The organism is Pantoea sp. (genome assembly GCF_028283705.1).
GTDB lineage: Bacteria > Pseudomonadota > Gammaproteobacteria > Enterobacterales > Enterobacteriaceae > Pantoea.
This window is the reverse complement of the sequence record NZ_JAPWKD010000011.1, coordinates 251,033-266,702: the sequence shown is the minus strand read 5'-3', so window position 1 is coordinate 266,702 and position 15,670 is coordinate 251,033. Positions and strand designations below refer to the sequence as shown.

The window sequence follows — 15,670 nt, the reverse complement described above, 5'->3', positions numbered from 1 at the left end:
ACCGCTAATCCTCGCAATTAATGCTGTTCTTTATTTGTTGTCCAGCACATCGGCGCATCCGCCTTCACGCAGGAATACCGGAATGGCACTTAGCGGAGCGGCGACGGTGATCCGCTGCCCACCCTGGTAACGTTCACCATTATGGGCAATCCACTGATCACCGGCGGGTAGCCACACGCGACGCTCACGCTGCTCGGCATGTAGCACCGGAGCTACCAGCACATCACGTCCCAGTAAATACTGATCTTCAACCTGCCAGCTCTCCGACTGCTGCGAATAGTGATAAAACATTGGGCGCATGACTGGGTCCCCCAGTTCATGAGCCTCACGCATCAACTGGTCGATGTAGGGGCGCAGACGCTCGCGTTGCAACAGGCAACTTTTCATCAGCGCAAAATTGTCTTCACCGTAGCTCCAGACTTCATTGGGTGAACCACTATTGCACTGGGCAATGCCCTCGCGCCAGGCATCCGCCGGTTCAATCTGCGGCTCGCGGTAACCATGCAGGCGCATCACTGGACAGAACACCGCCCACTGGAACCAGCGAATCAATAATTCATGAAACGCGGGGTCGTGGATATTCCCGCCCTGGAAACCACCGATATCGGTGGTCCACCAGGGAATACCGGCCATTGCCATATTTAGCCCGGCAGTAAACTGATTGCGCAGCGCATGAAATGAGGAGTGGACATCCCCCGACCAGGCCAGCACACCATAACGCTGGCTTCCTGCCCAGGAGCAACGCACCAGATTGACGATTTCCGTTTCGCCTTGTTGTTGCAGCCCTTCATAAAAGCCACGGGCAAACAGCTGGGGGTAAATATTGCCCACTTCCTGTACCGGGCCAAGATGGTAGCGATAGTTATCGAAATCGTAGGCACGATACTCCGGTTCGGCCTCATCCAGCCAGAAGGTGCGGATACCCTGGTCATAGTAATTACGTTTCACCTCCTGCCAGACAAACTCACGAGCTGCGGGGTGGGTGGCATCAAAAAAGGTGGTATTCCCCATAAAATCGAGATTCACTGAGACGCCACGTTCGCTGTTCACCAGCAGACCTTTTGACTTCATCAGGCGATAGTTCTCACTGCGGCTGTCCACCGTCGGCCATACCGAAACCATGGTTTCAATACCCATCTCTTTCAGCTCCTGCACCATCGCCCGCGGGTCCGGCCAGTCGCGGGCATCAAAGCACCAGGTTCCCTGGTTCGGCCAGTGGAAAAAGTCGATAACGATCACTGAGAGCGGCAGCTGCAAACGGCGATACTCGCGCGCGACTTCCAGCACTTCCTGCTGGGTGCGATAGCGCAATTTGCATTGCCAGAAACCTGTGGCAAAACCCGGCATCATTGGGGCAGTACCGGTGGCACGACCATATTGACGGACAATGGCTGCCGGGGTATCGCCCGCAGTGATCCAGTAATCCATCTGGTCGGTCACTTCGGCCTGCCAGCGGGTACCGTTCTTGCCAAAAGTGACTTCACCAATCGCCGGGTTGTGCCACAGCAGGCCATAGCCAAGACTGGAAACCATAAATGGGACGCTAGCCTGAGAGTTGCGTTGTGCCAGTTCCAGCGTACAGCCTTTCAGGTCAAGACAATCCTGCTGGTATTGTCCCATGCCGTAGATCTTCTCTTCCGCGCGCGCTTCGAAACGTACGCTCAACTGATATTTACCGCCGGGAATAGGGCGAAAGCTGCGACCATCAAGTTTCAGGGCGCTGATGTATTTATCCTGGCTTTTCTCGGTCGCGCCGATTCCGACGGTGCTGCGCTGACGCCAGAACTCTTCCAGCAGCAATTCCCCATGCTGGTTATGAAAAGCCAACTGGCCGCGAATGTTCAGGGTGGCGGTGATGTTGCCATTGCGCAGACTGAGCGATTCATTTTCGCGACGGATTTCAACCTCACAGGGCTGGGCAGGTAACAATGCCCAGTCACTGTCGATCAATTCCGGCTGGCAGGTGGCGCGTACCCGCAAGCTGTTTGCCCCCCAGGGTTCAATAACCAGTGTCTGACGGTCAAAGGTCCAGACAATACGCTGGGATTCGGCACGTAATTCGCTCATGACAACTCCTGTGGTTGTAAGACAGTCGGTCCGGTTGCGGCAGGTTGCGCCGTCATTTTGTTCTGATTGATGGTGCGCATCAGCGCGTCATTGAGTTTGTAACCTCGCATCGCCAGCGCGCTGAGCAGGGCCAGCAGGCCAGGTATCACAGAAAATAACGCGACAATCGCGATCATGGCGGAGGATTGCTGATGCGCAGCCTGCGCGACATACCCGCTCAATCCGAGGCTCCAGCCGACAATGGCACCACTGATGGCCATCCCCATTTTCAGCACTGCCAGCAGGGTGGAGAACACGGTGCCATCCATGCGTTTCCCCTGGCGATATTCACCATAATCCACCACGTCAGACATCATCACCCACATCAGGGTGGTGGTGACCTGATAGAAACCTGAGACGATAAAGGTCATACCGACCAGCAACACCAGGGTGGCAGGAAGAAATACGATGCTGATACTCAGCACACCGCACACGATAGCGCTGAGGGTAAAGGCGGTGATTTTACTCAAGCGGCGCGTCAGCAGTTTTGCCAGCACACTGCCGACGCTTTTCCCCACGATATGCGCGGCCAGCAGCCACATAAACAGGCTGGCGTTACCGAGGAAATAAGTGACGTAATACATCATGGCACCCAGCCGCACCACGCCGAAGGAGATGTTGCAGAACACCAGCAGCGCGACGACACGCCATTGATCGTTACGCAGTAAGTCGCGCAGGTCAGTAAGGAAATGGCTGTGGCTGGCTGGAGCATTGACACGTTCACGTGTATTGAGAAAGCAGATGAAAAACATCAGGGTCGCCAGGGTCGCCATAATGGACATCGCAGCGAAATAGCCTTCCAGTTTGTTGCCGCCACCCAGCCAGGTTGCCAGCGGAATCATCAGGAAGGTTGACATTGCACCGCCCAGCGTCGCGAGAAAAAAGCGCCAGGATTGCAATGAAATGCGTTGATTATCATCAGCGGTGATAATCGCCCCCATAGAACAATAGGGGATATTGATTGCGGTATACATCAGCATCATCAGGCTATAGGTAACGGCGGCGTAAACCATTTTGCCGCTGAGTGACAAGCTTTCTGGTACGGCATAGATCAGCATGCAACTGACACCAAATGGCACGGCGAGCATCAGCAGCCAGGGGCGGAATTTACCCCAGCGTGAACGGGTGCGGTCTGCCACCATACCCATTGCCGGATCAATCACTGCGTCGGCAACGCGTGCCAGCAGAAATAGAGTGCCGACGAATACCGCCGGCAAACCCACGACATCGGTGTAATAAAAGGTGAGGAAAATAATGACGTTATCGATGGCGATATGACTGGCCATATCGCCGAGTCCGTAACTGATTTTTTCTTTAATCGTTAACCTTGCTTGCATAAAGATTCCCGCCTGTCTTTGAATCGCTAAGGGTCAGTGACACCCTCCCTGGCTCCGACAGTTAGTTATAGAAAGCGTGTCGTGATGAAACAATTGCGGGATTTCTTTCAGGTTTTATGTTTTTTACTTTATGTGATACGGGTAACAACAATGGCAACAAATAATTAACATGGCAAGGATCGTGCTATACGCATGAATAACCGGGAGTTATGTTTCGTCGGCTATATCCCAATTAAATAAGGAGGCCGCTGATCTTCACCTGCGGCTGTAATATCAAACGTTTCTTTGAACATAAACCATGCCATTGAAAAATCCTCGTTAGCCCGTTCCGGATGCTGCCCATTGACATAGTCGCACATTAACCCAAAGACCATCTCAGGGTCAGGCATGATCAGGCGCATCACCAATATTTCGCTGGCAAAGAGATTTTTAAAAAAGTCGAGATAACGGAAACGTTCAGCACCACCAAAATCGATCATTTTCAGAAAATGCGTGGTTTCAGTCGCAGCATAAAATTTTTGTTCAGCTGTATTCCAGCCCTGAGACTCGGTTGCTATCACCTGATGAATTCTGTTTTGCAAACGAAACAGAAAACCTGCCCCGGAAAGTTCACACATAAATATCGGTCCGGCCAGTCGATGTTTCGCCCAGGCCGCGAATTCATGCACAAGCTGCGGTTCACTATGAAGACCTGCGAGGCGAACCGTTGAATTCGTTGTGGTGGCAGGAGCGGAGTTTGCCAGTAATAAATCCGTGTGATGTTCAGGGTTGAGCCGTAGTGGTTGTGCCTTGCCTGCGGTAGTCACATCGCCCACCCTGGCAGATACGATAAGACGTACCGGCAGCCCATGTTTGGTTGAAGACAAACTGATATCCAGAGGGGAGGTTTCTGGTCTGATTAACAGCAGACTTTCAGGCATATGAACTTGCTGCCAGTAGTTGCGCGTACCGTTGATGCGTTGCTGCAATTGGCCAGCGTACGTATGCAGCTTCTGCCCTTGCCAGTTATTTTCATTCAATCGCAGAAAATTATCACTCGCACGACGTGCATCAGGTATGGCCGCTGCCAGCATGCGGAGTTGCGCAAAAGTCCGCATCCACGCCTGATAATCGCGGGGCAGCCAGGATTGATCGAGGCGATATTGCCACTCGTCCATGAATATTTCCGGTGTCACGAAAGGTTGCTCGTCGTAATAACTAAAGAAGTTATTGAGCGTTAGACAATTCTGGTGCAATCGTGTTTGTTCTTCGTCAGTATCAACAGGCCGTGTTCTGCGCGATTTGAACCATTCGATGGCGGTAATGGCGTGGGAAAGTATTTTACTGCCTTGTTCTACCCAGCCATAAGTGCTGATTTCCGGCTGTCCTTGTAGCACAATATGATTTTGCAGGATAAATACCAGTCTGGTGAGGGTTTCATTTTTTTTGTGCAGTGCTTCCAGGGTCTGGTTGCATTTAACAACATCATAAAGATCTGCGTTGCGCCAGGAAAAGATATTGCAGGTTTCATGGTCCAGTGCTGCATAGGGACGTTCATTCATTCCATGTCTGTGAATCTCCGTGTTCAGGCTGCTTCCAATTCGTTTCAGAGCCTGATCCAGCTCAATCAGCCCGTCTAAACTGAATTCAAAGCGAAACGGGATACCTGAGGTGGCATGACTGATCGAATGAATGTATTCCCGCTGTGCATCCAGCCCATTTACCAGCGTCGCTTTTATCTGCTGTTGTTCCTGACGGGTTAGTAATGGCAGAAAATCGGGTAACTTTTGTCTCTGTTCCTGTGCAAGAAAACTTTCCATCGTGGAGCCAAATAACGCTTCAGAGGATGCCCCATGAGCGCTCCGTATCTGGCGTGGCCAGTTGAGTTGCCCGATGGGAAATACCTGAAGTTTGCCTTGCGAATCAAGAAAACGATAATTGACGTCACGGTAACTGTTATCACTGAAAATAAAAATTAAATCTCCGGTATGAAATTGCAAAGTGTAGGGGCTAAGTTTCAACGTAGTATCGTTTTGCCGGGTTTCAGGTTGCAGATAGGAAACGGGATATAACACACCATGCCGGATCAGCGCTGATGCAGTTTGTCTGGGCATAAGCTGCCAGTGTTCGCAGGACGTAGCATGTTGTTGCTGCCATGCTGCACGCACATGGTGCTCGAAGAAAATTTGCGCCGTAAGCGTTCCGTTACGTAAAGCCTGATATTCCTGCTGAAGTTCTGTACGCAGGCTCAGCGATTGCCAGATTCGGCTATGGGTATAATTATTTGTCAGCAAGTATAACCCCCCACGGTTACCTGCCAGGCTGGCATACAGGGAGCGTTCATTTTCAACGCTAAAACCGAGGTAGCAAACATAACTTATCGGGTCCCACCAAATGCCCATAAATCCTGTTGCGGGTAGGGCGTCAGGAGAATACGTTTCATCTGTTGTCCAGCGCGTTCTTAATGCCTTCGCGATCATCGGCCAGTCAGTAAATTTACCCATCACCCCGGAAATAGCCTGCCCGACGAAGTCAACCGATGATTGGTTAGCTGCTTTATGCAGGTTACGATTTTTCCATTTTATGATGTCGGGATGGGCGGCCAGTTGAATGATGCGTTCAGACTGCACTTCTTCGGCAATGCTGCGTTTAGCCGCGTAAAAGGGAATATGCCGTGCCAGCCATTCTCCGGTTTGATTATGCTGTGCGGCAAATTCGGTGGCATTTTTAGCCTGGGCAAGTTGCTGAAACTGGCGACGCAGCGACGACTCCACCAGACTTGCCAGCGTGGTGCTTATGGTTTCGTTCGCGGGATAGGTTCGGGATTCTGCTGTCAGTTCGTAAAAGGTGAATGACATGCTCGCTTTACGCTTATCGCCAAAGCAGACGCGGGTTAAGCCTTCAGCATTGCGTGAAACTGGTGTCTGCCGCATCGGCCCAATGGCAGGCAGCGGCAGACCGAGGGGTAATAACAATCCATCGTTTTGGTTAATGGTAGTAAAGCCGATCCCCGCCACGGTGACATCCTGTCCCGGTGTCAAATACCAGCTAAACCGCAGCTCTCCCCGGTCGCGCGCCTGGCGCAATTCCTTATCGAACTGTGCAGGCAGGGTGTGGGCGATCAGCTTATGCAGGTCACGGAGAGTGGTGAGAGCGAGAGTAAGCAAACGTTGATGGGCGTTCGCAGTGGCAGAATCGAAACTGAATTCGGCCATTTCGCGTGCTAATTTCTGGCTGCCAGTGACACAGGCAAGCACCAGGGTTTGCCCCTCAGCAGCATGGGACAGGCAACGAGCCAGTGAATGCAACGCATCTCCAGCATAATGGTTGCCATACATGCTAAGCAGTGCCAGTTGGGGGAAGCGGATCACTGGAACGAAACCCGCATCATGCATAGCGGCGCTGTAGAGTTTCAGTAAATGTTCGTGAGAAAGGGTATCTGCCTTCAACTGGTGAGCGATGATTGCGCCAATACAAAGCTGTTGCGCGGGCGCATCGTTAATCACCAGTTTTTGCAGACCGGTGTCGATGTTGCTTAACACGCTGGCAAATGCCAGATGATGGCGCACGCTTGCTTTGATAAAACGCGTGGTTGCCTGGATGATTCGCCCCTGTTTATCTGGCCGAATGTTTTGATAATCCTGAATAAAATTAATAGATTGTTGGTTGAGAAACCTTTCATCCGCAATTTGTTCCAGGGTTATCCAGGGTAAATTCATCACCTTTTGCAGTTGATTAAAGACATAAAGATAGAGATCCGGGATGGCCGGATCGGCCAGTTGTAAAGTATCACTACATAGTTTGAGAAGGCGATCGTTGTCAATTAACGTCCCAGCGGGTAGATAACGCTGTAACACCAAAATTTCGGCAGATTGTAATTCACCGTCCTCATCAATAAGTTTTTCGATCATGGATGCGATGTCATTTGGCGTGATCTGTTCCTCTGCCGGGATGGTCAGCAGATGGCCATATAATCTGTCATGGAAGGGCAGCAGTGAAAAAAAGATAAAATTTTGTACGACATTATTTAGCGTTGTCTGATAAATCTCCGTACCGTTTTGATTCAATGCTGATAATAAGGGTTTTGTCTGAGCATTAAATGAATCAATCAGTTCCTCGTCATGGACGACGGGTAAAGGTTCAAAAGGATGCTCACTGTACACCTGACGGCGGGAACGTAAATGGGTTTCCGAGATAAAATCATTCGTCAGGAATGTAAACCAGCAACCCTCATCGACCAGATAATACTGGCAAAATAACAAATGGTGATGAATCAGACAGGATTCTCTGAAAGCATTTCTGACCAGCACAATAAATTCTGAACTCACCTCATCAGCATCAATGATTTGAGTTTCACGTGCCAGCGTGGCATTACGTAATGCTTTTTGCCAGTCGGCCAACAGCCTTTTGGTGACGTCGGCAAGAAATGGCCTCATATCCTGAAAGCACATATCCGGTGACATGTATTCCTGCAAAGCGGCCAGCCAGTCAGCCTGGACTTTAGCGCCAGACCACTCTTCTACAGGGTAATCAGCCAGCACTTTGGCGCTGTATTCAACACGGGCAAATATTTCATAAATGACTTCTATCCTTTTCATTATCCGAAATCGGGTCCGGATAAACTCAGCCAGTGAAGGGACTTCAGCTGTTGGGTGAATAAGACGATATTCATTACATCGACTATTGAAAATTTCAATACTGGCACTAAATAAATTGATAGCCGCCGGGTTTTGTTCTATTGCCTGACGGATGAAATCAATCAGGAAATTTATAACCGCCAGATGAAATTTCTCCTGAGCGGAAGAACGTGTCAGATATAATGTGAATCTCCCCATTTCGTAATGTATGTCCTGCTGTGTCAGGGTTTTTTCCGCCCGCGCATCCTCTCCTTCACCGATAAGGCGTAATAGCGAGTCAGTGCCTTTTCTCATCAGGCTATCATCAAGCATAAACAGATAATTGGCTTCAAAAGCCTGAATATTACTTTTGAATGTCTTATTAATCACATTCATGGCTAGCTCAATAAGAAGATTCTGCTCTGCGGTCAGGACAACATCTGGAATGGATAATGTTTTATTATCGCTAATGTTTTTTTGAAAATGGTCATAGAAAAAATCTGCATCAATATCCGTTCTGTGTTGATTGAGGTTGTAATAGCTGTTGAGTTCTAAAATCCTGTTAACAAATAACCGTACCGGGAAGGTAAAGGATCGGAAGCAAAACATCGCCATCTGGTCATAGTCATTTGATATCCGCCATCCACCATCCATTGCTGTTTCAATAATTTCCTGCGCATTCGGATTTCTCAAAGCTGAGAAGAACATCTCCACATATAACGGTGGGCTTTTACGATGAATGTCAAAAACATTCAGGGTGATATTTTTAGACTGGGAACCATCGGAAAAGCAGGTAATATTCACTCGGGCAGGCATAGGTACTGCAAAATTTTCAATATTATATTTATTTTCCCATTCAGGTGCGTTCCAGCGTTGAAAAGGCAATTCACCCATGTCGGAGTACAGCGCCCGTGCATGTTTTTTTAACCTGCCAAAAATACCCGGAAGTATGGCCAGAGGTGCCGACCGGTCAGGGGATAGATTAGACTCGGGGATCATCGTTTTACTTGGAATAGAAGCCAGCTGGAGTAATGTGTTGGCAACCTTTTCTTGTGTTTGTTTGAGTGATAGCGTTAAGTCGTTTATTTCATTCTCCAGAGATTTTCTGGCTGGTTCGAAAATTGCGAGAGGATCTTGTTGGCTGGTATGAGGCATTGTCAGAGCAAGGGTTATTTTTTCATTCAGAATGCGTAACTTGTGTTTTTTTTGCATTCTCTGTATATAAAGTGTCCTGACACCATTGCCGAGTGCTTTAAGAGATTTAGTCACCCCTGGAGGAAAGGGGGCATCAAGCGCACAGATGCCGACCCGTAACCAATCAATCGACGCAGAAGTATAAATGGTATCTTCTCTATTATAAAAAACATCTTTACCGAGTTCATAACATTCTTTCAGTGGCAAATATTCAGAAATAATCCCCAACAATCCTCTCTTTTCATCTCTTTCGCTTTCAGTTTCTGTTGCAGTGTTGATTTTTTCTTTTTGCAACTCAAGTAGATTTTTGCGGTTTTCGACGGCCAGATCAATGATCAATGGTATAGCAACATCGGACGTTCCAAGCTCCTTCTCAGTAAAAAATGCGACGATATAATGATCAGGTCTGCTGTATGTGCACCATTTAGCACGATAATATTTATAGTATTGTGAAATGAAATCCCACACTTTTTCTGGTGGGTCGAGCCATGATGCAGTGGGTGCAATGATGTCATCACAAGGGTCCCAGAAAAGAAGTCCATCCATAAAGACATAGTGTTGGTTAAGGAATTTATCTCCTAAGCTGGTGATGTCATGAGTATTATTAACGGCTAAGCGTGTGATAGGCAGTTGCAGTTGAATCCGGCTGGCTTCTATATTTAACTGGAAAATGCGGGTTTCCTGGCTATGACTATGTTTTGCGTAAAAAAGGACACCCGTCTGACAATGTGGGCGCACATTATAGGACATCCTCTGTGCTATTTCCGGGATGAGTTTGAAGGCTTTATGCGTCAGCATAAAGCGGATGCGTTGTAAGCGGTGATTATCAAGGTTGATGACCGAAAGCCTGACATTGGGATCGTTTATGAATATTTTATCATTCTCAGTTATAAGAGAAAATGAGCGTGTAATAACCTGTCGATAAAGTTCGATATGTTCTTCCTCTATTTCTGTTGAGATATCCTGATACTCTCCTTGTAATTCAAGACGCTTTGGGTAAGGTTTTAGTGTAAAAACCGTGGTGCCGTCATACTTATGATTCCGCAATGGTCCAGGAATAGAGTTTGGCATGCTGTCATAAACCACTTTTATGCCATCAGGGAAGCTACGGACTGCACAAAGTAAATTTTTGCAGTTTTGCAGGTAAGGATAATCCAGATGTCTGGCAGGATGACGATGTATTTTGAAGGTGGCCCGATCAAAATCCACTGGTTGAGTAACGTCAACGCCCAGATGGCTGAATCGATAAATAATGATGTCATTTAATGTCAGGAACAGTTGTCGTTCGAGTGCGACATCTAATTCGTGATACTCCATCGTTTCTTTGTTAACGCTTCGGGTATAATTTTCGAACCTTTCACCATCAGGATCTTGTGAGAAAATATCCTTATAAAATCTTCCTCTGATTAGAAAATGAACTAATCGCTCCCCTTTGCGCAACGCCCGGGAAAAATCTTCAAAACGCAAAGCCTTGTTGCCTGGGTATTCTTCCCCCATACATACCCAGTAGTTATTAAGTTTTTTTGAGATAATTTTTTCCTGACCAAGACCATTATTTTCAAATTGTATAAAGTCTGGTGCGGAAAGAGTAATGATATAATTTGCGAATCGGCGAGTTTTACTCTCATCAATAAGTCCCAAAGTATTGACAAGGACGCGTGATATATGCAGGCGAAGTTTATTAAGCGCATAGCTAATGGTGTTGTCTTCTAATCCACTGGCATTTTCTCGCCAAAGTTTAATCACCATTTTACCCACGGAAAAGACCAGGGCATTCAGATTAAGAATATTATTCCTGCCTACAGGTGTCAGCAGTACGGAAAAAATGTCTATTAATATGGCATTTATCTCATCACGATCGTAAGGAGAAAGGTAAGTAATACCCATCTGCCTGAGTAAACTCTCCGTATGTTTAATATTCAGATCACAATGCTCATCAAGAATGTATTGGCTGAATTCATCCACCAGTCTGATGCCGGTCTGAGCCGAGTTTAATAATCCCCTGACGATGCTGATGGTATTGATACAAGTACTATTTTCTAGTATTGTCTTATTAGTCAGGTTCAGGCTGAGTGGTAATGGACCATAAAACACATCGTGCTGTGCTTCTATGATTTCATTTTTAACAGGGACATCCTCTTCAGTGATTATTTTGTTTTCACTGACCAGATAAGGGAAAACCCGATACGCCAGATAAGAACCTGTTACCAGCGCCGCGGCGACAGCAGTGATACCTGCGGCATTTCCTGGGCCTCGAGCTGCCAGTGCGACAGCGGTGGTCACTCCGAGTAACGGTGCATCAGGAGTGACAGCATTGCCTGGTGAACGCTGATCAGCCGCTGACAGCTTGCTGCTATTTTTTCTGCCTTGCTGCCGTAGATGATTCGCCATTATTGCTTCACGCCGCAAACGACGTGAATATTCATGGGTGTTTCCATCGGGCAAGAGAAATTTAACTGGATTAAACGTATCTATATATTTAATCGCACTTGCCAGAGTGGGGGAAAACAGGGATATACCTGATATGGCTAATGCTTTAACCCCTTCATTAATTATCGGCAGTGTAATAAATTGCGGAGCGATAAATGAAGAGAAAAAATTTAGCAGTACCGTATCTCGTGGGATGGAAGGGGAGAATGTATTTGCGGATGGCTTACGCAGCGCACCACCTTTCTTCAGAGCCTGTTTGAGTTTTTTGAAAACAGGATGATTGATTTCCGGAATGCCGCAGGCTATCCCTGTTAGTTCGATAAAATCCTGAGCAGCCTGTTTTAGCGATGGGTTCTTCTGTTTCTCTGGTCGATATAATCTGACCAGAAGTCGCTTAACTTTTTCTGACCTCATGATTTTTACCGCTATAACCAAATCGATATAGGTTTTATAAGGATAGGAATCATTCGCGAAGTCTTCAGGTGTTTTGTCTAATACAGGTTCAGTAGCGGGAAAATATTGATAAATTATTCGGGAAAGGGGGAGAGTGGGCGTATTGGTTATGCTTCTTAGTGTACCTATCGCCTGGTTATAACCGGTAACAATAGACGTGAGTACCGTCCCCTTGCTGCATGAAGGGAAAAGATTGATTTCAGGTTGCATTGGCAAATTTCCTTATTCGCTTAAATGGTCATCGCCACCTTCCCGAAAGGTGACGCGCGAAGAATGCAACCTAAACTTTAGTGCAGAACTTTTAAGGGTGGCAATGTGAAAAGGAAAATTAAAGGGGCGGGGCCGCCCCGGATATTTGGCTTATTCGCTTGCCAGTGCGGCCACCGGGTCCATGCGCGCGGCTTTGCGTGCGGGCAGGTAACCAAAGATCATCCCGATCACGGTTGAACAGATAAATGCCGCGGCTGCGGATTCCCAGGAATAAATGGCCGTCAGCAATCCACCTGCGAGCAGGCTAACCAGCGGGCCAATGGCCAGTGAAAGAGCGACGCCCAGCACCCCTCCCACCAGACATACCAGAACGGCCTCGATCATAAATTGCTGCATGATGTCACTGCGTCGAGCGCCCACCGCCATGCGCACGCCAATTTCATGGGTACGCTCGGTAACCGACACCAGCATGATATTCATCACGCCAATGCTGCCGATGGTCAGCGCGATAGCGGCAACCATCAGAATCAGCAGTGTCAGGGTGGCAGCGGCATTTTCGATAGCCTGGCGATACTTATCGCGGTTAAACACCAGGAAATCTTTGCCCCGGTGGCGGTCAGTCAGTATCTCACTCAACGCAGCGACCGCCGGGCCACTGGCGATATCATCTTTCAGTTTGATACTAAAGCTGGTCAGTGATGTCTGGCCGGTGATGCGATACATCATGGTGCTCCATGGCAGCCACACATTAAGGCGATTAGGATTGGCACCGTCATTCAATCTGGCTACACCAACCACCCGCACCGGAACGGAACCGAGAATGATCATTTTGCCGGTCACGCTGCCCGGCTGCTCACCAAACAGTTTGTTCCGGGTATTTTCATCAATGATGATTTCCTGAGTGGCGTGGAGTTCGTCTGAAAAATTCGTCCCTTCCGTGAGTTTAATACCCTGAATGCGGAAATAATCCTTACCTACGCCGTAAACCGTGGTTTTGGAGGCATTTGACAGGTAACGAATCGGCTGGGTTGACATCATTTCCGGGCTGACGGCTGCAACAAATTGTTGTCGGGCAATGGCCTGTACATCTGACATCACCAGCGTTAACGTGGGATGGGTTTCATCCTCAACGAAATCCCCCCCGGCATAAATGGTCACCACATTGGTGCCCAGACCCTGAATACTCTCCAGCGTGCTTTGCCGCGCGCCTTGCCCCAGCGCGACAACCGTCACTACGGCTGCGATACCAAAAATGATGCCCGTCATGGTCAGCGAGGTGCGCAGACGATGGGCATTCATCGCATGCAGTGCCATGCGTAAGGATTCGCGTAATCGATCGCCGATTCCGCGCCATTTGCTCTGGCTTTTCGCCGCAGTGGGCTGATAACGGAAATGTACAATTTCTGCGGACCGGCCACTGTCAGCGACAATCGAGCCGTCCTGGATTTCGATGATGCGATCAGCGTGCTGAGCAACGTTCATATCATGCGTCACAATGATCACCGTGTGCCCATCACGGTTAAGATCGCTCAGGATGCGCAACACTTCCTCGCCGGAATGAGAATCCAGCGCGCCGGTGGGTTCATCTGCCAGGATAATTTCCGCACCATTAATTAATGCACGAGCGATGCTGACGCGTTGTTGTTGTCCGCCGGACAGTTCCCCCGGCTTATGGTGTGCACGGCCATGTAACCCGAGGCGTTCGAGCAATTGAGCGGCGTGTACACGTCGGGAATTCCCGGCGACATTGGCGTAAATGGCCGGAATCTCTACGTTACTCAGGGCATTCAGATCCGGCATCAGATGATAACGCTGGAAAATAAATCCGATATGTTCGCGCCGGACTTTTGCCAACGCATCGGCAGACAGACTGGCAATGTTCTGCCCGCTAAGGTGATACTCTCCGCTATCTGCGGCATCCAGACAGCCGAGGATATTCAGCAGCGTTGATTTGCCCGAGCCGGACGGGCCGATAATCGCTACCATTTCCCCTTCGGCAATGCTCAGGTTGATATCTTTCAGTACATTCAGAGATTGCGAGCCAAAGGCGTAAGTGCGGGTAATATTTTTCAGCTCGATGATATTCACATCACCACCTTCTCTGCGCCAGCAGCCTGGGCGGCAAGAATGACTTTTTCACCGACCTGAAGCCCGCTCAGTACCTGAATATCCACGTTGTCAGAAATGCCGGTAGTGATGTAGCGCTTAACTGGCTGCTGATTTTCATCTGCGACTTCAACATAACTTTTGCCGTCAGCGTCTTTTTTCCGCGCCTGAACCGGAATCAGTAGTGCGTTATTGGCGGAGTCGCGCAGCAGATTGACCTGGGCGGTCATGGCGATGCGCAGGGAATTATCGGGGTTAGGCACATCAAGCAGCGCGTTGTAATACACCGCAGCATTGGTGGCGCTGGTGGGATTGCTCTCGCTGTTATTCAGCAGCGCGTCATCCTTCATCACTGTATCGGGTGCCAGCTCAATGCTGCGTAAAGTGGCGTTGTAACGTTTATCCGGATCGGAGAAGGTGGTAAACCAGGCCTGCTGCCCGGGTCTGATATTGTTGATGTCCGCTTCAGATATCTGCACCTTGATGGTCATAGTGGCCAGCTGCGCCAGTTTGGCAATGGTTGGGGCACTTTGCGCTGCGTTTACCGTCTGTCCTTGTTTGGTAATGATGGCGATAACGGTGCCATCCATCGGTGCCATGATGCGGGTGTAACTCAGGTCGAGCTGTTTTTTATCCACCTCAATCTGCGCCTGAATCACGCGCGCCTGCTGGGCCGTTTGCTCAGCGCGCGCGATACGCCAGGCTTCAGCGCCGGTATCAAAATCCTGACGAGACACTAAATTCATCTTCAGCATCTGTTGCAGGCGTTTGAACTGCGCCTCCTGACGCACCAGGGTGGCTTGTTTGGTTTCTAAATCCGCTTTGGCGACACTGAGCGCTGCTTCGGCATTGCGCAGGTCACTGCGTTGTGGCTGGTCATCGATTTCGGCGATGAGTTCACCTTTGTGCACATTATCACCGGTGCGGATATACAATTTTTTGAGCTGACCGGAAACCTGAGCACCCACGTTGACGCGTTCGATGGCATCCATTTTACCCGTCGCAGCGATGACGTTTTCGATGTTGCCCTGACGAACGGTGGTGGTGATGATGTTGTCAGGTTTGTTGCGGGAGGCATTGAATTTATAAACACCGAGGATGACAAGCAGAATAGCAAACGCCGGAAAAAACCATTTTTTCGTTGAAGTTGGCATGAGAGTCCCTTTTTTTGCCAGAGGATAATAATCACGTGCCGTTACGGCAAGTGAAAACTGGTTTTCAACGCTCAGATTAGGCCGC

At 48.9% G+C, this 15,670-nt stretch carries 5 protein-coding genes; all 5 read right to left on the bottom strand.

Annotated elements, in window-relative coordinates; genetic code table 11:
• Positions 1-30: 30 nt before the first annotated feature.
• Positions 31-2,067 carry a glycoside hydrolase family 31 protein gene (locus tag PW844_RS08245; protein WP_299450228.1) on the bottom strand — a complete coding sequence of 679 codons (2,037 nt, stop codon included), beginning with the start codon at positions 2,065-2,067 and terminating at the stop codon, positions 31-33.
• Positions 2,064-3,443, bottom strand: coding sequence for a glycoside-pentoside-hexuronide (GPH):cation symporter (locus PW844_RS08240; RefSeq protein ID WP_299450226.1), 1,380 nt, complete (start codon positions 3,441-3,443; stop codon positions 2,064-2,066). Before PW844_RS08240 ends, PW844_RS08245 begins: the two co-directional genes overlap by 4 nt.
• 221 nt (positions 3,444-3,664) lie before the next feature.
• Positions 3,665-12,325, bottom strand: coding sequence for a hypothetical protein (locus PW844_RS08235; RefSeq protein WP_299450224.1), 8,661 nt, complete (start codon positions 12,323-12,325; stop codon positions 3,665-3,667).
• A gap of 150 nt (positions 12,326-12,475) precedes the next feature.
• Complete coding sequence (locus PW844_RS08230; RefSeq protein WP_299450221.1) at positions 12,476-14,413, bottom strand: MacB family efflux pump subunit; 1,938 nt, start codon at positions 14,411-14,413, stop codon at positions 12,476-12,478.
• On the bottom strand, positions 14,410-15,585 hold the full coding sequence (locus tag PW844_RS08225; protein ID WP_299450218.1) for an efflux RND transporter periplasmic adaptor subunit: 1,176 nt from the start codon (positions 15,583-15,585) through the stop codon (positions 14,410-14,412). The genes PW844_RS08230 and PW844_RS08225 overlap by 4 nt, the downstream gene beginning before the upstream one ends.
• Between the last annotated feature and the right edge of the window lie 85 nt (positions 15,586-15,670).